20 protein-coding genes, 1 pseudogene and 1 riboswitch are annotated in these 20,164 nt (G+C 36.3%); of the genes and pseudogenes, 8 read left to right on the forward strand and 13 right to left on the reverse strand.

Going from position 1 to position 20,164, the window contains the following annotated elements; translation table 11 throughout:
- Nucleotides 1-14: 14 nt before the first annotated feature.
- From B9N79_RS13265 to B9N79_RS13275, 3 genes are all read right to left on the reverse strand, one after another.
- Nucleotides 15-941: an alpha/beta hydrolase gene (locus B9N79_RS13265; RefSeq protein WP_046217600.1), complete on the reverse strand. Its 927-nt coding sequence runs from the start codon at nt 939-941 to the stop codon at nt 15-17.
- A 125-nt stretch (nt 942-1,066) separates the two neighbouring features.
- Nucleotides 1,067-1,579 (reverse strand): YbhB/YbcL family Raf kinase inhibitor-like protein, encoded by a 513-nt coding sequence (locus B9N79_RS13270; RefSeq protein WP_094041254.1) that lies wholly within the window; start codon nt 1,577-1,579, stop codon nt 1,067-1,069.
- 251 nt (nt 1,580-1,830) lie between these two features.
- Nucleotides 1,831-2,067, reverse strand: coding sequence for a hypothetical protein (locus B9N79_RS13275; protein WP_040061130.1), 237 nt, complete (start codon nt 2,065-2,067; stop codon nt 1,831-1,833).
- Between the two features lie 252 nt (nt 2,068-2,319).
- Here B9N79_RS13275 and B9N79_RS13280 point away from each other — a divergent pair, with 252 nt between their 5' ends.
- The 5 genes from B9N79_RS13280 (at nt 2,320) to B9N79_RS13300 (ending at nt 5,763) form a co-directional block, all read left to right on the forward strand.
- Nucleotides 2,320-2,625: a hypothetical protein gene (locus tag B9N79_RS13280; RefSeq protein WP_019393533.1), complete on the forward strand. Its 306-nt coding sequence runs from the start codon at nt 2,320-2,322 to the stop codon at nt 2,623-2,625.
- A 63-nt stretch (nt 2,626-2,688) separates the two neighbouring features.
- Nucleotides 2,689-3,651, forward strand: a complete 963-nt coding sequence (locus tag B9N79_RS13285) for a superoxide dismutase (protein WP_046217602.1) — start codon at nt 2,689-2,691, stop codon at nt 3,649-3,651.
- Between the two features lie 415 nt (nt 3,652-4,066).
- Nucleotides 4,067-4,759 (forward strand): hypothetical protein, encoded by a 693-nt coding sequence (locus B9N79_RS13290; RefSeq protein ID WP_046217937.1) that lies wholly within the window; start codon nt 4,067-4,069, stop codon nt 4,757-4,759.
- A 101-nt stretch (nt 4,760-4,860) separates the two neighbouring features.
- Nucleotides 4,861-4,905, forward strand: a riboswitch (PreQ1 riboswitch).
- A gap of 8 nt (nt 4,906-4,913) precedes the next feature.
- On the forward strand, nt 4,914-5,402 hold the full coding sequence (locus B9N79_RS13295; RefSeq protein ID WP_085118597.1) for a QueT transporter family protein: 489 nt from the start codon (nt 4,914-4,916) through the stop codon (nt 5,400-5,402).
- 139 nt (nt 5,403-5,541) lie between these two features.
- Nucleotides 5,542-5,763: a hypothetical protein gene (locus tag B9N79_RS13300; RefSeq protein WP_046217603.1), complete on the forward strand. Its 222-nt coding sequence runs from the start codon at nt 5,542-5,544 to the stop codon at nt 5,761-5,763.
- A 163-nt stretch (nt 5,764-5,926) separates the two neighbouring features.
- Here B9N79_RS13300 and B9N79_RS13305 read toward each other — a convergent pair.
- The 3 genes and pseudogenes from B9N79_RS13305 to B9N79_RS13315 form a co-directional block, all read right to left on the reverse strand.
- Nucleotides 5,927-6,283, reverse strand: a pseudogene (locus tag B9N79_RS13305) (C1q-like domain-containing protein); the annotation flags it as partial.
- 327 nt (nt 6,284-6,610) lie between these two features.
- Nucleotides 6,611-6,850, reverse strand: coding sequence for a hypothetical protein (locus B9N79_RS13310; RefSeq protein WP_040061122.1), 240 nt, complete (start codon nt 6,848-6,850; stop codon nt 6,611-6,613).
- A gap of 706 nt (nt 6,851-7,556) precedes the next feature.
- Complete coding sequence (locus B9N79_RS13315; protein ID WP_019393525.1) at nt 7,557-8,309, reverse strand: TerC family protein; 753 nt, start codon at nt 8,307-8,309, stop codon at nt 7,557-7,559.
- A 464-nt stretch (nt 8,310-8,773) separates the two neighbouring features.
- Between B9N79_RS13315 and B9N79_RS13320 the strand changes: the two genes are divergently transcribed.
- Nucleotides 8,774-9,481 (forward strand): vanadium-dependent haloperoxidase, encoded by a 708-nt coding sequence (locus tag B9N79_RS13320; protein ID WP_046217604.1) that lies wholly within the window; start codon nt 8,774-8,776, stop codon nt 9,479-9,481.
- Nucleotides 9,482-9,866: 385 nt separating this feature from the next.
- A complete protein-coding gene (locus tag B9N79_RS13325) occupies nt 9,867-10,202 on the forward strand; it encodes an SPW repeat protein (RefSeq protein WP_019395608.1) in 336 nt (111 codons plus the stop codon).
- 737 nt (nt 10,203-10,939) lie between these two features.
- Here B9N79_RS13325 and B9N79_RS13330 read toward each other — a convergent pair.
- Nucleotides 10,940-11,509: a nitroreductase family protein gene (locus B9N79_RS13330; RefSeq protein WP_040061118.1), complete on the reverse strand. Its 570-nt coding sequence runs from the start codon at nt 11,507-11,509 to the stop codon at nt 10,940-10,942.
- A gap of 14 nt (nt 11,510-11,523) precedes the next feature.
- On the reverse strand, nt 11,524-13,710 hold the full coding sequence (locus tag B9N79_RS13335) for a malate synthase G (protein ID WP_040061116.1): 2,187 nt from the start codon (nt 13,708-13,710) through the stop codon (nt 11,524-11,526).
- 215 nt (nt 13,711-13,925) lie between these two features.
- Here B9N79_RS13335 and B9N79_RS13340 point away from each other — a divergent pair, with 215 nt between their 5' ends.
- Nucleotides 13,926-15,068, forward strand: coding sequence for a CAP domain-containing protein (locus B9N79_RS13340; protein WP_193399791.1), 1,143 nt, complete (start codon nt 13,926-13,928; stop codon nt 15,066-15,068).
- A 24-nt stretch (nt 15,069-15,092) separates the two neighbouring features.
- Here B9N79_RS13340 and B9N79_RS13345 read toward each other — a convergent pair whose 3' ends face one another.
- The 5 genes from B9N79_RS13345 to B9N79_RS13365 form a co-directional block, all read right to left on the reverse strand.
- Entirely contained in the window at nt 15,093-15,677 is a 585-nt protein-coding gene (locus B9N79_RS13345) for a hypothetical protein (protein WP_040061113.1), read from the reverse strand.
- Between the two features lie 112 nt (nt 15,678-15,789).
- On the reverse strand, nt 15,790-17,187 hold the full coding sequence (locus B9N79_RS13350) for a C40 family peptidase (protein ID WP_019395613.1): 1,398 nt from the start codon (nt 17,185-17,187) through the stop codon (nt 15,790-15,792).
- A gap of 331 nt (nt 17,188-17,518) precedes the next feature.
- The gene (locus B9N79_RS13355; RefSeq protein WP_085118599.1) at nt 17,519-18,529 is read right to left on the reverse strand and encodes an LLM class flavin-dependent oxidoreductase; all 1,011 of its coding nucleotides are present in this window, start codon (nt 18,527-18,529) and stop codon (nt 17,519-17,521) included.
- 260 nt (nt 18,530-18,789) lie between these two features.
- Complete coding sequence (locus B9N79_RS13360; RefSeq protein WP_019395615.1) at nt 18,790-19,032, reverse strand: DUF5683 domain-containing protein; 243 nt, start codon at nt 19,030-19,032, stop codon at nt 18,790-18,792.
- 150 nt (nt 19,033-19,182) lie between these two features.
- Nucleotides 19,183-20,163: an extracellular catalytic domain type 1 short-chain-length polyhydroxyalkanoate depolymerase gene (locus B9N79_RS13365; protein ID WP_053102085.1), complete on the reverse strand. Its 981-nt coding sequence runs from the start codon at nt 20,161-20,163 to the stop codon at nt 19,183-19,185.
- Nucleotide 20,164 lies beyond the last annotated feature (1 nt).

Consider the following 20,164-nt stretch of genomic DNA (forward strand, 5'->3'; position numbering starts at 1 on the left):
ATAAATCTTTTTCTTTAAAACGCTTCTTTTAAAGATTCTGCTCCTTCTTTCAACGCTTCTCTTGCTTCTGGAACAAATTCAATAAAATTAGCAAAACCATGAATCAAATCATCATAATTTTTATAAAAAACAGGAACATCATTTTCTCTTAGCTTTTCTGCATAAAGCACGCCAGAATCACGAAGTGGATCATATTGAGCAGTAAGGATTGTTGCAGGAGGAAGATTTGCTAAATCTTCTGCAAGCACAGGGGATGCATACGGATGTTTCCAATCTTCTTGCTTATTTACATAATGTTCTCCAAACCATTCCATAAGCTCACGGGTGAGAAAATAGCCTTCGCTGTTTTCTTTCATTGAGGGAAGCTCATAATCACGACCTGTTGATGGATACAGTAAAAACTGATGGATAATGCTTGGCCCTTTTTTTTCTTTAGCGATCATACTTGTAACTGCAGCTAAATTTCCTCCTGCGCTGTCGCCTCCAACTGCAATTCGATTAGCATCAATATCAAATTCCTCCCCATGATCGCTAATATATACAAGAGCGTCATATGCATCGTGAACACCAGCAGGGAATTTATGTTCAGGAGCTAATCGGTAGTCCACCGAAATGACCGTACATTGCGCCATATTTACAATCGCTCTGCACACGCCATCATGACTATCAATATTTCCTAACACCCAACCTCCTCCATGGTAGTAAACAAGCGCAGGGAACTTTCCATTTCCTTCTGGCTTGTAGACTCTTACTCGAATATCTCGATCTTTTAATGGAAGCATCTTATCTTCTACTGCTCCTACTCGTTCAACAGTTGTCGGAGCTTGGCTCATTTGTTCTTGAAGCGCTCTATATTCTTTAGGAGTAATCGTTTTCAAATCTAGTTTTGGCATACTATTCATCTGATCAAGCATCATTTTAATTTTAGGATTTAAAGACAACCAAAAAACCACCTTTCTTATATCATTTACTACTTTTAGTATACCCTCCTTTTATAGATAGTTCAGCTTTAAAGCTTATCTCAATAGGCTAAAAAGAGCTATCAGTCTCGATAGCTCTTTTTCCTCTATGCTCGTCCAACAACTGCAATTGTTTTTTCTTCGATTACATGACCTTCAATTGCTCTATAAAATTCATTAAGATAATAGCCGTCTCTTAAATTAAGCTCTGTGTCTAGCGCATATACAACAAGTGTATAGTCATGATCTTTATCAGGAGGTGTTGGGCCCCCGTACTGCTGTGTAATTTTTGGGTCTTTATGGCCTGCTACTGGGGAAGCATAGCTTGTGTTCCCTTGAACAAATGGAAACGGCTTTTCATCACTTGCATTTTCCGGAAGCTCTTTAACCTCCGCTGGAATATTCGCTACAAGCCAATGAATCCATGCAAAATTACAAACTGGTACTGAATCATAATCAATAAGAGTTAACGCTAAACTTTTAGCATTTTCAGGCACATTTTCAAATGAAATTGGAAAAGAAACGTATGGAACACCATCTCTTAAATATTCTTCTGAAGCTTGCTTTCCATACTTGTCTGCTAAAGAACCGTTTTCCGTCGTTACGTGAACTTTCATCATAAATCATCCCTCATCTCTATTTAATACCCAATTTTGGATATATCTATGATAACTTATCTTTATAAATTCGCGCAATTTTTAGATACTTTCATTTTACTTTGTTGGTTTATATGTAACGATTTCCTCTCCTCTTTGAGACTGACCGTTTTTCACACACGAATATGTAACATATAAAATAGTATCCTTACTCTCTTCAAGCTTTCCAACATATAATCTGACAGATTTATAGTTTGTATTTTCGTCTACATTGCTTACATCTGCCTCTCCCTCTTGCAGTTTGTAAACATGTCCAGACCAAGGACCTGTGTTACTTGCTGCTCCGAAGCTTCTATTATTCCACCATAAGGGAGCATTCCATACTTCGTTGTAACCCTATTATCCTTTAAATTAAATGTTACCTTATCAAAGGAAGTTGTTCCACTCGCTTTTAATGTTAACTTATCTTTATCTCTTGTAACCTTAATACTTGTATTTTTTCCTTTTACCATTTTCATATCGCTCTGTGAATCTAGGAAAGTTTTATGCTCATCTTCTAAAATCCTTAACAACTATAGTTTAACAAAAAACTTTCTAAATAAGGAAAAAGAATTAATCCTAGTTCTTTAGTCTCTAAATTTAGAAACTAAAAGAGAATCTATATTCAACACTTTTTCTTCTTTGCTTTTTTACTATAATAGAGAGAAAGAGAGAAATATGGTATTCTACTTTTATTCTCTCACTTTAAAAAGGAGTTTTTTAACATGAATTCAAAAGAGATGGAACAAAAAATTATTCAAAATTATCAAAAAGACGAAGAAATGATGATTCTTGTTTTTGCACAATGGTGCGTTAACCATGATTTAGATCCTTTTGAGCTATATATACGCGCATACCCTAATCAAAGGGAGAATGCTGCATTAAAACACGCACTCTCCCTTACTGTACCAAAGGATGAAGCTGGGGAAGTTGGGGATAGCACGCTTTTAGGTGTTTTGTCCCTATTTGGAAATGATGATTTAGCATTTGTGGTAACTGAAGAAATGAAAAAAATGAAAGAGAAAAACTAACGAACCTTTTTTTCCTCCTCTACATATAGTGACCACAACGATGTAGAAGGAGGCTTATGTACTATGGATAGTGAGACAAAGGACTATAAAACATACTTAGAAGACTGGGCTAACGATTTATACAGCCATTGGGACTCTCTTTCCTCTCACCGAAAAAATGAAGAAGAATGGCACCAAAAGTGGAATGAATTTGCTCATCTTTTAGAAGAAAATCATGATCAAGATATGCCATATGCTTGTTTTGAACGAGCAAAGGAGCTTTACCTTTTGTGGGAAGACGCCTATGAAGAGAACGAGCGGGATGAAGAAATTCATCACGAGGAAGAGAACCACCAAGATGAAGAGGGTCACCGAGACGAAGTAAATCATCATGGTGAAAAGTCTCGCCCTGCTTTTAATCCTGTACCGATTGGAGGACATACTTTACCTCCTTTACCATATCCGTATGAAGCACTTGAGCCTTATATTGACCGCGAAACAATGAGGCTTCATCATGACAAACATCATCAAACATATGTTGATGGGTTGAACAAAGCAGAGAAAGAAATGAAAAAAGCGCGAAGCAATGGAGATTTTACGCTTATTGCCCATTGGGAACGAGAAGCCGCTTTTCACGGTGCTGGACATTATCTTCATACGCTGTTTTGGAATGTAATGAGTCCAAATGGTGGAGGAAAACCAAGAGGTGAAATACGAAAAGCGATTGATAGCACATTTGGAGGATTTGAACGATTTAAACAACAGTTTACAGAAGCCGCAAACAAAGTAGAAGGATCTGGATGGGGTGTTTTAGTATGGGCTCCCCGTGCTCATCGTGTGGAGATTTTACAAGCTGAAAAACACCAAAACTTAAGTCAATACGATGTTATCCCTCTTCTAGCTCTCGATGTATGGGAGCATTCTTATTATTTGAAATATCAAAATGACCGCAAGAAGTATATTGAGAACTGGTGGAATGTTGTCAATTGGGCACATGTTGAAGAACGTTATCGTGAAGCAATGAAAGTGAAATGGAAGCCATTTTAATATAATATAAATATCGCTCTTTTTTAGTTGTGGAACATCTTGCCTTGGGGTATAATGAGACTATCTCTTACAATGGAAATGTGAACAACAGATTCATTCCTCATAAAAAGGAGCGATATGTTTATGAATATTACGATTTATTATGGAAGTCACGATGATAAAACATTACATACAATGGACTGTTTTGTAGAAGATGAAACAGATGATGAAGGTTCAAACCTTGCATAATCAAAGCATTGATGATACTGATCAATGCTTTTTTTGTTGCTCTTTTTATTATACTGGATGAAAAATAAGAGAAAATCTTCCTTCTCTCTCAATTTTCCCTCTTCTTTTTCTTTACTTTTAGAGAAAAGTGCTGTAATATAGGGGTATAGAACATCTGTTCGTGTTACTAATGCAAGGAGCTGAGCTTATGGCAAGAATGACAAAACATAGTCGTAAAAAAACCTCTTCCCCTACTCTTTCAAATACTGGTTTCATTGGGGCAACGTTCACAGACTTAGATGATTTAACGAAATACGAATACTACTTCTCTCGTAAAAAGCTGCAAATTACACATCACGTGCTTGATGGGCTATTGCAAGGAAGCAGCATTTTATTTTCGCAGCACGGTATTCCTGCGCACATCTCCTGCATCTATTTACCAAAACAAAAGAAAATTGGTCTTGTTTTATCTAAGAAACCCTTCCGCCGGAAAGAAGGAAAAAGTTATTTTATTAACTACCTACGTGAAGTTGGACATTTAAATGAGGATGAAAAAATAAAAGAACATGAAATTTTTAATACAGGCTTTATTGGCGTCATCTTTGCAGATCTCTCTAAAGTCGAACGTTTTACATTTCAATTTGAGTTAGAACTTCTTTCTCAATTTTTAAAAGGCTTAATCATTCCTGCAAAAGAGCTTTTCCTTCGCCATAACATTCAAGCTTATATCTCTTCTGTTGAGCTTACTAATGAAGGGAAAATTGGTTTCGTTCTTTCAAAGAAACCATATGATGAAAGAAAGGAAGCAGACCTTTATTTCATTGAATACTTAAAAGAACGTGGATTATATGAAGACGAAGAAGAATTTATTCCTATACATAGTGAAAAGACTCTTTTTTAAAAAAGAGTCTTTTTTATAGGACTAGCCAGAATGTTTTTACTTTTTTTCTTTCCTTATCTCTTTATTGACGAAACGTGCGCCCTCTTGTATTATTTTTTAGTATTACCGTGGTTCGTAACCCTCCCACGCTAAAAAACTAAGGAGAAATAAATTGATGAATATTAGAACAATAAGTATTAACGCCCTTGTAGCGGCTTTATATATTGCCGTATCTCTTTTAATTCAGCCATTTGGCTTTACGAACATTCAGTTTAGACTTTCTGAGATGTTTAATCATCTTGTTGTATTTAACAAGAAGTTCATTTTTGGTATCGTCATTGGAGTTTTCTTAACAAATTTACTATTCTCACCGCTTGGAGCATATGATCTTGTATTTGGCGTTCTTCAATCTCTTATAGCTCTACTTGTTACAATTGGAGTAGGCCGCTATATAAAGAACTTATGGGCTCGTATGATGATGAATACAGCTATTTTTACAGTAACAATGTTTATTATCGCCTTTGAGCTGCACTTAGCATTAGGACTTCCCTTCCTTTTCACATGGCTCACAACTGCTGTTGGTGAATTCGTTGTGATGTTTATCGGCGCTTTTATCATGATGGCTTTAGATAAAAAATTATCTTTCAAAACGCTCTTGAATTAAAAGAGAAAAAGCAAAAGGCTTCCTTATGACAGGAAGCCTTTTTATTATGAGAACCATTATATAAAGTCCTCACAAGATTAATTAATGCGCATAAACTAGGATTGTGATATTCAACTATATGTGAAAGGATATAATTACTGTGTATCCTCTTTATACTACCTCCCATCATCTCAAACAAGAAACTTTATTAAAGGTTAACCCATGGGTACAATATGGTTTAAATGAAGCTCAAAAAACATCTATCCCTCATGCAATGATGGAAATAGCAGCTATCACTTATTTGATGGGTAAAGGATATGATGCACGAATAGCACATCAAATTGTCGAGTCATGGGAAATTAATGAAACCTTTTATCTGTAATAAATGAACAGATAAATGATTATGTTAAGAATCCTGTTCAATATGTGAATTATAAATACACAAAAAGAGCAAAAAAAAAACGACTTTTTAAAAGAAAAGGTCGTTTTTCTTATCAACAGATTAAATATTAGAGGTTAGGTACCTAAAGGGTGCCTAATCTTGTTTATGTTGCTGGGGAAGAAACTCTAACTGCTGCAAAGTGTGTACTTGGGCTTGCTTGGATCGCACCAGCGGCAGTACTTCTCATTGCTACCTGCACCTGATCTCCAGCATTTAACTGAAGTATCTCAGTAGTCGTTAGGATTGCCGGAATATTACCTGCAAAAGTTTCACTATTTCTTCCCTCAATTATATCGCTATTTATCAGGAAAACCATTTCTAAGGTAAACTCACCCATGATATTCGGTTGAAACTCAACAGATGCAGTGAGCGAATATACCCCATCCGTTTGTGGAATAAATGTAGATGTATTTGGGTTATATTCATTCGCTAAATCAAATTGTTCATTTTGAAAAAGAACTTGGCTAGCAGCGTTTGCGGGAAGAGACTGATTAGCAGTATTATTAATAGCTCTGAATGCTGATAATGTTACGCTACCACTTTTATGATTGGGGTACCAGACTTGTGATTTCTTATAAGGGTAATGCTTACTTATTTTAATCACTCCTTTTTAAATAAAAAAAGATTTTGAAACTCTCTTTTTAAGGTAGAATTGAAAGGAAAAGAAGCTGACAACCAAAAGTTCACTTTCACAATTTTTGGGGTCAGCCTCTTTTATCCATAAGGAGAGATGATTCAAAGCATAATCCATTTAACAATATGAAAAGGTATAAATATTTTCATATTACTAATATTTTTTCTTGCGGTCGCAATCATGATCTTCTTTGAAGTAAAGATATCCTTTTAGAATAAATTTCTTTTTCTCATCTTTATCATCATGTTTACAATCATCTTTATCTTCATATTTACGACGATCCTCTTGCTCTTCACAATAACATTTTACTTTTTTAAATTTATCATGTTTGTCATGTTTATCATAACAAGAGTCTTTTTTATCATAATCATATTCAAATTCATACATAGACATGTTCACCTCCTCACATCTTATATGTAATATCATATGAAATTGTTAGAGCAAAGATTGGATGAATATTACATGTCAAAAACCTGTTTTGGCCTAAAACTATAAACTTACTCTTTAAAAAAGGCATGAATGATTAAAATTACCTTAATAGAAGGTTTTATCTATCTATTTCTAATAAGGACCATTTCAACTAATAGGAAAGATATCGAAGCGAATAATAGGTTATTTTGTTATATTAAAAAAAGGTTGGGTAACTAGACGCCGAACCCTTTTCAATGCTTATAATTACGTTACGTTAACTAACTTTACATACCTTATCCATCTCGAAAGAAAACAACTACCTTCATAAGAAGATAGCTGTTTTCTACTAACAATATGATTTGTAGTCAATGCCCATGGCGTCTTGAGTAGTTCACTCAAAGGAGCTTCACCGCTTCCCATGCACTCTTTTAAAGGTGATCCGCTATTTCTTAACCAATTGGATAAAACAGGACCCCCTCTATTTCCCTAACGCATACAATCAATTTCTTATATTTAAGTAAAAAAGCTCTTATCAATGTAATAAGAGTTTTTACTTAAATGTTTTTAGTTAATCTACAGGTTGCGTATTTTTCAAAATAAATTCTTAACTTTTATTGTCAAATAGGAATTCGTGACATAGTTTTAATTAAATTTCATTTCAAAGCTACCATTTAGGATTTCTCTGAAATCACGTTTTTCTCGGTGCAAACCAACCAATTAGGGCAATACCGACTAATACTCCGTAGAAAATTAACGTCCAAGCTGTACTGTGAGGAAAATCATGATCTAAGAACCCAATATCCTCATGGGCAAGGGTAATGACAGCAAGTTTGACACCGACCCAAGCAACAATGACATATGCTGTTGTTTCCAATGCTGGACGTTTTGCAAGAAGCTGCACAAACCAGGTTGCTGCAAACTTAATTAAGATAAGGCCAGCAATACCGCCAAGAAGAACAACAATAAACTGTCCTCCATCCATACCGCCAAAATCGCCGAGCGGTGAATCTGGAAGACCAAGGGCAAGAGCAACCGCAGCTAGTATCGAATCAATTGCAAAAGCAAGGTCAGCTAGCGCAATCTTTGCCACTGTCGGCCAGAAACCTTTTCCAGCGGCTTCCTTTTCATCATCCTTATGAATATCCTTATTCTTTTTTCCGAAACGCGCCTGAATAACATGTTTTAAACCTAAGTAAAGAAGATAAGCTGCTCCTATCGCCTGTATCTGCCAGACGTTTGCGATAAAAGAAATAGCAAAAAGAGCAACAAATCGAAAAACAAAGGCCATAATGATACCATAATTGATAGCTCTTCTTTTTTCATTTTCGGGTAAATGCTTGGCTATAACTGCTAGTACAAGAGCATTGTCAGCCGATAACAATCCTTCTAATCCGATTAGAACTAACAATGCCCAAGCATACTCTAGCCATAGTGACTCCATCCTCTTCTCCCCTTTCTAAAAATAAATTATCCTTTAAAAGTTCTGCTAACATTAGACTTTCCCATTAAGTCATAAGTAATTCTATAAAATACATCTTAATGATTTTGATAATTTTTCTCTTCCTCTATTTGGAACCTCAACTCTTTATATGTATTGAAAAACTAACATAATAAAAACGCAAAGAAAAAATTGCTTAAGAAAAGAGCTGTTACAAAAATTGCACCATACCCATGCCTCCTTTCTAATTGTAGTAGAATCAATAATAAAAGAAACACAAGGCATTTTTAGAGAATGATGATGTAGGAATGACTATGACCATTTATGCTCATGTGGTAAAAGTTTTTTCACTTTTAAGCTGTATACCTATTCATTTCTAGTTAACATCATACATCTTCAATGAATTGTCATATCTCTCCATACTTAATCATAAAAGAGAAAGAACATTACATAGGGAGTTGAAGGTTATGCGAACACCTTATAGAAGATGGGCAGAACATCCTTATCCAGGAGAACAAACCCTTCCGAAAGGCGCACCTGAAGCAGGATATTGGCCAATGTTTTTTATAAAAAGAGAAGGAAGTAACAATTTTTCAGATCCATTTCAGCGCCGCATCAATTGGAACATTAGAAAACCTGAGACCATTGATTGGGATAGAGAATTGCTAATTGTAGAGCAAACATTGGCTTCCTTAACATCGCAACAGGCTCAAATCGCACGATACTGGGGTACAGGCGAACTAACTTCCAAAATTACCCCTATGATTTATAATCTCGCTGAAAAATATAGAATGGGTTCCCCCTATACCGCTAGAATATTAGGTTATTTTCATGCTGCCATAAATGATGTATGTGTTATAACATGGTTTTTAAAATATCTATGGGATGTAGCACGTCCAAATCAGTACAATAGAAATATATCCCCCGTTCTATTTACCCCACGTTTTCCAGCTTATCCTTCTGCACATGCAACAATTGCAGGATGCTCAGAAGCAATAGTAAATTATTTCTTCCCTCAGGAGTCCTTTACAATGAGTCAATTGATGAAACAAAGTGCTCAATCTCGTTTATATGCTGGAGTACATTTTAAAGTTGATAATGATGAAGGGTTAAAACTTGGTAGACAAGTAGGAGAAATAGTAGTACAGGTATTACGAGCTCAACATAATGAATAAAATGATTACATGAAATAAAATAAATGGTAACTAATAATGTAAAAGTAGGAGCCTTATTTCAGTGGATTCTCATCAAGGTCAGGAAGCTGACCATCCTAAGAGTAGTATGGATAATAAAAAGCACATTATCAAATGTATATTCTGTATAAAATTAGTTAACATAATGGATTTTATGGGTAGTAATAATGAAAAATGAGAAACAAATATAATCAGGAACTATAAGCCTAATTTTTCTTTACGAAAAAACAATCCCAGGGAGGTGGATTGTTTTTTCACTTTTTTATCCGCCTATATAATCTCATTTTGGTTAATATCGTTGGTCTCTAAGCATATAATTCAATAATGAAATCTTTAAAGATTTCATAAATTTTGAGGGGGTGTAATTATGAAAACAAGGGGTATTTTAAATGCATTAATTGGTGTCTGGTTTATTATCGCGCCTTGGGTTATTGGTTTTTCAGATCAATCAGGAGCTTTGTGGTCAAGCATAATTTTTGGAATCATTCAAGTTATCGTATCATTGTGGGGAGCTGATAAACCTGGCTGGAATTCGTGGCAAAACTGGATTTCAGTCATTACCGGTGTCTGGTTTGTGGCTTTTCCATTTATCTATTCATTAACAGATGGAGCAGTTTTGTCAAGTGTAATTCTTGGATTAATCACAATTGTATTTAGCTTATGGAACTTGGGATCTAAGTTGAACTCAAAAGCTGAAGGTTAAAAATAAAATAGATAAAATCCCATAGTTTAAGCAAACAAAAGAAACCGCTTTCAAACCCTAATGTGCAATAGCAAACATCTCCCCTACTGTTTAGCATTCAGTAGGGGTTTCTATTTGTAGACTGGATAAGATAAGCGTTTTTAGTTAACATAATATATCCCCTAGGAACCAAGCACTAAAAAAACTTGTATATAAGGTTTTTTATTTCCTCCAACACTTTTATACACCCTTCAATACTTGATTAATATAAAAGCGTTCTGCTACTAAAGCAAATAGAAATCTTTGTATAAAAAAATTAATTTTTCATACAAAATTTGTAGCCTAAAATTTATCAAACAGAAACTGGCTAATACAATCAATTTATAATTTAAATTACATTTATCTTCTTTACTATTCATAATACATTCAAAATTTCTGCCATTGATATGTGACGACTAATCATAGCACAAAAGTCTAATAAAAACGCCCCCTCATCATGAGCAGGAGGCTTTTTGGTGAGGGTATAACATTAACAGATACACCCGCTCCCTTCACATAGATTTTCCAGGTATCTCTCTTACGTATTTCATCAATAAGAAAACTAGCTGTGTTACTGGAGTGAAAGAATGAAAAGTTTATCCAAAATTCTATCGTTGCTTAATTAAATATGAGCACTCTTAATATAACTAAGCTAAAATCCTAGTTGCCCCTTGGTAATAAAAAAAGACTCCCTTATTAATAAGGGAGTCTTTTTTTCATTACGAAAACCACTTTGTATATGTTGATACATCAGTCTTTTTAACGTTTTTTGGTTCTTTAGCAGGGTACCCAATATAGAGAAATCCAACAACTTCTCCTCTTTCCGATAAACCAAAAGACTGAGCAATTTTAGGATGATAACAAATATCCCCTGTACGCCAAATCGCACCAAGACCGCTTGCATGTGCCGTTAACAGCATATTTTGGATCGCTGCACTTACAGCTGCGTACTCTTCTTTTAACGGAACTTTTGGTTCATTACTTGGCTCTACCCCTACTGCGATAACAAGAGGAGCTCGAAAAGGATTTTTTTGCTGTTTTTCAATTCTTTTTTTATTTTCCTCTGTTGTTATATCTTCCATATCCTCTTTAATAGCATCTACTAAAGCGGTTGCTAGCTTGTTACGCCCATCTCCTTCTAGCACAAAGAAGCGCCAAGGCTCTGTTCGAAAATGATTTGGAGCCCATACAGCAGACTCAAGAATCCGCTCTGTTACATCTCGAGGAACAGGATCTTGTTTCACAACTCCAACTGTTCTTCTTGTTTTAATTGCTTCAAACACATCCATTACTTTTTCTCCTTTTAATTTGTTTTGTGAGCTACTTCCTTCTTTTTTGCTTCTTGACGACGCTTGTGTAAAATAGGCTCAGTGTAGCCGCTTGGTTGCTCATATCCTTTAAAAATCAAGTCGCGAGCTGCTTGGAAAGCAATAGATCCTTCGAAATCAGCAGACATTGGTTTGTAGTTTTGATCTGTTTTGTTTTGTTCATCTACAACTTTTGCCATCCTTCTTAACGTTTCTTCTACCTTATCCTTTGTACAAACACCATGATGAAGCCAATTTGCAACATGCTGGCTCGAAATACGCAATGTTGCTCGATCTTCCATTAATCCAACGTCATTAATATCTGGCACTTTGGAACATCCAATGCCTTGATCTATCCAACGCACAACATATCCTAAAATTCCTTGAGCATTGTTATCAAGTTCTGCCTGAATCTCCTCATCCGTCCAAGCTTTATTCTTACTTACAGGAACATGTAAAATATCATCTCGCACATGTTGATTTTGGCGCATTAAAGTATGCTGAATATTTGCTACGTTTATACGGTGATAATGGATAGCATGAAGCGTTGCGGCCGTTGGCGAAGGAACCCAAGCTGTGCTTGCTCCTGCCTCTAAATGTGCACTCTTTTGCTGGAGCATATCTTTCATTTTATCAGGCATTGCCCACATTCCTTTACCAATTTGCGCTTTTCCCTTTAAGCCGGTAGAAAGACCAACACTTACGTTTGACTTTTCATAAGCTCCAAGCCAAAGAGCAGATTTCATATCCTGCTTTCGAATCATCGGGCCTGCTTCCATTGAAGTATGGATTTCATCGCCTGTTCGATCTAAAAACCCTGTATTAATAAAAACAATCCGCTCTTTTACTTCACGAATGCACGCTTTTAAGTTTAGCGTTGTGCGGCGCTCCTCATCCATTACACCAATCTTCACTGTATTTCGAGCTAAACCAAGTATATCTTCTGTTCGATTAAAAAGCGTATTAGCGAACGCTACTTCTTCAGGGCCGTGCATTTTAGGTTTTACAATATAAATCGAACCTTTCTTGGAATTGCGAAAAGATTCACTTTGCAAAAGATCATGTTTTGCAATTAAGGATGTAATCACTGTATCAACAATTCCTTCAGGTACCTCTTCTCCTTTTTCATTCAAAACAGCACTTGTTGTCATTAAATGACCAACATTGCGAACAAAAAGAAGAGATCGCCCCCGCAATGTAACGCTTCCTCCGTCTGGAGACGTGTAAGTGCGGTCTTTATTTAATGTTCTTGTAACCGTTTCATTTCCTTTTTGGAATGTAGCAGATAAAGTGCTATTCATAAGTCCTAACCAGTTGCGATAAACATCAACTTTATCCTCTGCATCAACAGCTGCAACAGAGTCCTCGCAGTCCATAATTGTAGTTAATGCTGATTCCATGACAATATCTTTAATTCCTGCTCGGTCACTACTCCCAATTGGGGATGAACGATCAATTTGGATTTCTAAATGCAGACCATTGTTTTTTAACAGAAGAGATGTGGGGCTTTCGGGGCTGCCTAAATAGCCAGCAAACTGCTTTTCTGTTTTAAGAGATGTACGGCCTCCTCCTTGAAGCACTGCTGCAAGAATGCCGCGGTCAACCGTATATTTGGTTACTTCCTCATGAGACCCAATTGCGAGAGGGCAAATATCATCAAGGAACTTTTTAGCATATGAAACAACTTTATCTCCTCTTAACGGATTAAACGTTTTTCCCCGTTCACTTCCACCTTCTGTTGGAATAACGTCTGTACCATAAAGCGCATCATATAAACTTCCCCATCGGGCATTTGCTGCATTAAGAGCATAGCGCGCATTGTTGACAGGAACAACAAGCTGCGGACCTGCCATTGTAGCAATCTCTTCATCAACGTTTTCTGTTGTGACTTTAAAATCGTCCCCTTCGTCTTGTAAATAACCAATACGTTCTAAAAAAGCTTTATAATCAGAAATGGATGTTCCTTCTTTATGTTCTTTATGCCATTTATCTATGCTCTTTTGGAGGTCTTCACGCTTCTCTAGCAACGCTTTGTTTTTAGGGGCTAGTTCTTCGACAATAGATTGAAACCCTTTCCAAAATTCTTCTTTCTCAACACCGCTTCCCTTTAGAGCTTCTTCATTTACAAAGTCATATAAAATAGGGGATACACGAAGTTTCCCAACTTTAACGTATGATTCCATCACAAATCTCCTCCTTTAGGTCTTAGGCGAATTTGGGGCAAAGGGCATAAGAAAATAAATAGCACAGATTCTCTATTTTATTAAAAATATAGCATGAACGCTTTTTTATTTCAATAATTTTCTAAATATTCAACTTTTAACAGAATTTCTTTTCTTTCCTTTCTCTTTTCCTTTTATCCTCTTTTTAGGTACAATAGAACATAGGAGGTGACATATTGAGGAAACTATTCTCTTTGATTATTCTCATTGCTGTGCTGTACTTTTCTTGGCCCACTTTACAAAAGATTGCGGAAGATCCTTCTCCACAGTCTGCCATTGACCATATAACATCTAAAATTCAAACACTTGAAGATAATCCTGATGTCCAAGATACATTTGCTAAACTTTCCACAGGGCTTACAGAACTTTCAGGTAAAGTTGATGAGGCAATTGCTGCCCTTCCCTTTACTTCGGAAGAACAGAAACCAAAAAAAGTGAAGAAGCCTAATCTAGACGTGCCAGAAAATCAAACTTTTTCTGTTTATAATGTTGAGATTGGAGATGATCGAACAAATGTTGAGAAAACGCTTGGACAACCACAGCGTTCAACGCTTAATGAATATGGCGTAGAATGGGTGGCTTATCACCAAAACTATGAGCATTTTATGATGGTAGCGTACAATCAAGAAAATCAAGTTGTTGGACTGTATACAAATCAAGATTTAATTTCTTCTACAAAAGGAATCAAACGTGGTTCAACAAAAGAAACGGTTGAGAACACGCTTGGTGAGCCCCTTACAGAAATACGCAAAGGGTTTGTGTACTATAAATTAGAAAAAGATCGAGATTATGATATGTACAAACTTGATCATAGTTTCGTTACGATCTTCTATGACAAGCATGAAAACAATACAGTTACATCAATCCAGATTATGAATGAAAACCTTGAAGAAAATAAGCAAGACTTTTATACAAAAGGCAGTGAAGCTCTTCAAAAAGGGTTTGAATATCAACTTTTTGATCTCACAAATGCCGCAAGAGTAAATCATGGCCTTCCTATTTTAACATGGGACGATCAAGTGAAAGAAACGGCTCTTGCTCACAGTGAAGATATGGCTGAACATAATTATTTTGATCACCAAAATCTCCAAGGTCAATCTCCATTCGATCGTATGAAAGAGGATAATATTCGCTTTACGGTAGCAGGAGAGAACCTTGCATACGGGCAATTCAGCAGTATATTTGCCCATGAAGGGCTAATGAACTCGCTCGGTCATCGTAAAAACATTTTACAACCTGACTTTAGACGGTTAGGCGTTGGCGTTGCTTTTAATGAGGAAGCACAGCCATATTATACAGAAAACTTTTTCACAAAGTAAAAAAGCAGGTAAAAACCTGCTTTTTTATTTTTCTGTTTGAGCAACAAGGTTAAATAGGAACGTGTAAATAAGCTTATATGCTTCTCCAATACTCATTCCTTCGTGAAAACCTTGCACACCATCAAGAGCAAAGTTTATATCCCAGAGGCCATCATTACCATTAAAGCTAAGCTCAAACTTTCCTCCATTTATTTGTTCTGAAAGATACGTTTTAATCACATCATGCCATTTCTTCTGTACTTTTAGTCCAAGAAGAACATTATAGTAACGAAAAACATCATCAAGCTCAAGCGTTACCCCTTCTACTCCAATCATCTCAAATAGAGGCGATTCAATGTATGCAAACTCCTCCATGTTCTCTTTTAAAAAAGAGAGCGGCTTGTCTAGAAAATTTGAAGGTGTTTCTTCTGCTATCATTTCCTCTGTTTCTTTATTCACCCGTTCAATATACGCATCAAAAAAACGAGTGTACGAATCTGTTTCTTTCACAGATCCCCCAAAGATAAGCTCTTTTTCATTTATGTATGCTATTTCGTCTTTGTATAATTCTATTGAATCCTGAGCAGTTTGCTTTTCTTCTAGCATTTTCATTACATTCTCTTTTAACATTTATACTCCTCCTAAATCTCTTTCTTCATTATAATAGTGCATTAAGCAGCGCTTTTCAAACTGATAAAAAAAGCCCCCTTAGTTTTCACTAAGAGCGCTTTTTAAAGACTAGTTAGATTCTCACAACGTGACCTGAGAAGTGATTAGCCCAGTATCCACTAGACATATTAGCAATAGCAACGCCTGTTGAGCTTTGTGCACCGATGAATTGGCCTCCACCAACGTAAATACCAACATGTCCATCTTTTTTATATGTGTCAAAGAAAACAAGATCTCCTGGTTTCATACTGCTTGCTGATACTTTTGTCCCTTTATGTTTGAGCGTATCTGTGCTAACAGCCCCCATTGGTCCTAAGTCTACGCCAACTTGAGCATATGCCCATCGAACAAAACTAGAGCAATCGAAAAGTCCATTATCAATATCTGATTGCGTACGTCCTCCACCAAATACATAAGCAGAGTTCCCGATCCATTTGTTTCCTACCGTTACAACATTTCCAGATGTTGGCGTTGAGCTGACATTTGAAGATGGTGTAGATGTAGTCTCTGCTTTTACAGAAGAACGTTCTTCTGTTGTATTTTTTGAGTTTGGTGCTGCTGTAGGAGCATCTTTCGCTTGAGGTGCTTGCGCTACTTCAGCATTGCTACTTTCTGTGTTTTGCTTCGGTTCAGCTGATGCTTTTGCTGCTGCCTCTTCAGCTGCTTTTTTCGCTGCCTCCTGCGCCTTTATTTCTTCTTGACGCTTTTGTTCAGCTGAGATGCTTTCATCAAGGTTAGACTCTTGATCTTTTAAGCTACTTGATTGCTGTTCTAAGGCTGCTTTAATATCTGCGCTGTCCATCTCTTGCGCTTTTAGGTCTTCCATTACTTTATCTTTTTGCGCTGTTTGTGTTTCAAGCTGTGCTTGCATTTCCTCAAGCTCTGCTTTCATATCTTTTAAGCTAGAAAGTTTATCTTTCACTTCTTTTTGTTTCTTTTCTAAGCTATCTTGCATATCTTTTGTTTCTTGTAAAAGATCACGATCAGCTTCAGCTACTGTATTTACTGCAAAAGCGCGACCAATAAGGTCACCGATATCCGCAGATCCAAGAATAACAGAAACATAGTCTACGTTTCCACCACTTTTTTGTAGAGAACGAGCACGCTCTTTAATAACTTCTTCGCGTTGTGCTAACTTTTCTTTTAATTCATCAATCTCTTTTTCTAGTGATTTCACTTTTTTATTTGTTTCTGTAATTTGCTTTTCTGTTTCTTCTACTTTTTCGTTATTTTTCTCTGTTGCTAGATTTAAACGATTAAGCTGAGCAATTAATTCTTTTTGTTCGCTCTTCAGACTGCTAAGCTTGTCTTCTGCTTCTTTTAAATTGCTTTGAACATCAGCTTGTTTTTTCTGAACTTCTTGCTTTTGAGCTTGCATTTCGCTCATTGTTTGGGCATATGTCGGTGTTGAAAGTACAGCACTTAGTCCTAACATTACCGTTGCATTAAATGCGATCATTTTCTTTTTCAAAACATTTTCCTCCGCTTTCTTTCCCGTTCGGTGATTCCATTACCTTCTTTATAGTTCACGTGTCAGTATGTATTGTTAATATGTATTATGAAGAAGAGAATCTTAAGGTTATTTATATTATCGATCATTGTTTATTTATAAAAGCCAATACTGGCAAGAAACGACTAAAACCAACATTTTTTTCTTTTAAAAGTATATCATGAGAAATGATGAAAGGGAGATTAATTATATTACAGTTTTATTTCAAACATGTAATAGTAGTGAAATGGTAATAAGCGAGATAAAAACAATAAAAAACCAGCACAGAAAAAAACTTCTATGCTGGTTTCCTTCAGCCCATTATTTCAGCGATAATTTCATAAGAACGAAGACGGGCTTTGTGATCAAAAATTTGTGAGTTAATAATCATTTCGTCTGCATCTGTATCAGCTAGAAATTGCTCTAGTCTTGCTTTCACCGTCTCTTTTGTTCCAACAATTGTAGAGTCTAATTTTTCTGCAATAATCGACTTTTCATAAGGAGTCCATACTTGTTCCATATCATCAACTGGCGGCTTAAGCTGTGTTGGTGTACCACGAATTAAGCTTAAAAATTGCTGTTGCTGAGATGTTGCAAGACGCTTTGCTTCCTCTTCTGTATCTGCTGCAACAACGTTTACACCTACCATCACATATGGAGTTTGTAAATGTTCTGATGGCGTGAAATGATCCCGATACGTTTTTAAAGCTGGAAGCGTATAATTTGGTGCAAAATGGCTTGCAAAAGCAAATGGAAGACCAAGACGCCCTGATAGACGCGCACTAAATCCGCTTGACCCAAGAAGCCAAATCGGAATATTTAATCCTTGGCCTGGCACAGCTTTCACAAAACGGCTATTTTCAGAGAAATAAGCGCGCAATTCTTCCAGCTGTTGGGGAAATTCATCCCCAGTTGTACCGAGCGTTCTTCTTAATGCTCTTGCTGTATTTTGGTCGCTTCCAGGGGCTCGCCCAAGACCTAGGTCTATGCGCCCAGGATACATAGACTCCAATGTTCCAAACTGTTCAGCGATAACTAGAGATGCGTGATTCGGTAACATAATTCCCCCAGAACCAAGACGAATCGTTTTCGTTCCCGCTGCTAAATATCCAATAACAACAGATGTTGCCGAACTTGCTATTCCAGGCATGTTATGATGTTCAGCAACCCAATACCTGTTGAATCCCCATTTCTCCGCATGTTGTACAAGATCCAAGCTATTACGGAAAGCATCAGCTGGTGTGCTGCCTTCATTCACTGGTGCAAGGTCAAGCACAGAAAATTTAATATCATGAAGTATTTTTGTTTCAGTTGTTCCTGACATTCTAATCCTCCTCTTATATAAAAGACTGCAGAAAGAGATTGACTTCTTTAAAATTTTGAATAAGGCTAAAAACTCTCTTTATGTTAAGGTATTTTCCAGTCGTTTATTCAAAAATAAATATTACGAGAACCGAAAGAAATTGTCTAATAATCAGCTTGCACAATGTATTATTTAAATAATATTATTATCTTCTTTTACAATTAAAACAAAAAAACCTATCAGTTTTTCACTAATAGGTTTTTTTAACTATGTATAACGATTTACATACCGGTTGAAATTCTTTTATTGTGACGTTCTGCTACTTTATAAGCGTCGTACATGCCCCATATCCAAAGGATAGGTGTTGTAATGAAGCCGATAAGAACAAACATTAATAACCAGCTGAAAAAATATACAATAATAAAAATGATGCCTTTTGCAAACTGACCGTTATAAATTTGCCCTAATCCAGCAATTAAAAAGCTTAGCACTGCAGCTAATCCAGGATTTTTTGGTTGTTCCATCCTTCCTCCTCCTTTCCAAACATTACAGATCATAACATAAAAAATAATTTTTTCCTACCTTATTCCTAAAATACATAACTTTTATTCATTTAAAGTTATGAGAACTTTCTATAAAAAATACGCGTTTCTCTTTAAGAGAAACGCGTATTTTCAAGGTAGCCTCTTTTCAAAAAAACTCCACATGATTTCACTTGCATTTGGACCTTCTCCATCTGTGTAGCTTCCTAGCGGGGATCCGCCAGACCAAGCATGTCCCATATTGTTTACAATATATTTTTCTAATACTATCTCTCCATTCTCATTTGTATAGCTATATTGTGTATATGCTTTACCTCCTTGCTTTGTTTTTTCTACTACGCTATCCGCTTGGTCGTCAATCGTTCCATTTAGAACTCCGTCATCAGCCCAGTCGTTTGTTGTCGCCCATTGACTAATAACTTGATTTCCATTTTTTAACACAACTGTTCTATCCGCATTTCCATGAAATACAATAACAGGCATAACACGTGCATTCTTCCCCATTTGTTCATATGCATACTTTCCTTGAAGGTTAGGGTTAGGCCCTCCATTTTGCATCGCATAAAGTGAAGAAAAAGCATTGCTTGATGCCCTGTACTCAAGGCCTGCGCTTACTCCAATACTTGCAAACTGCTCAGGATATGTGGCGCCTAAAATAACGCTCATTCCCCCACCTGCTGAAAGTCCTGCAACGAAAACGCTTTGATTTTGAATACTATACGTTCCTTTAACCTTATTAATCATCCCTACAATAGTAGCAGGTTCTCCCCATCCTCTTTGTTGGTTAGAGGCGCTAAACCAGTTCCAGCATTTATTGACGTTTGCAAATGAAGATTGTTCCGGATATAAGACAAGAAACCCTTCCTCTTCCCCAAGCTCGTTCATTCTTGTTCCTTTTGCAAAATCATCCGCACTTTGACTGCATCCGTGTAACATCACAACAAGAGGATAGTCTTTGCTTCCATCATAAGAAGATGGAATGAAAAGCTTATATGTTTTACCTCCGTATGTTCCATTTGTAAAAGAGGATTGAGCGAAAGCAGGTTCATTAAAAAAAGACAAAGTTCCGAATATAGCTACAAAAAGCACAATAACTCGCCATAACTTTTTCAAA

Source organism: Priestia filamentosa, from assembly GCF_900177535.1.
Lineage (GTDB): Bacteria > Bacillota > Bacilli > Bacillales > Bacillaceae_H > Bacillus_I > Bacillus_I filamentosa.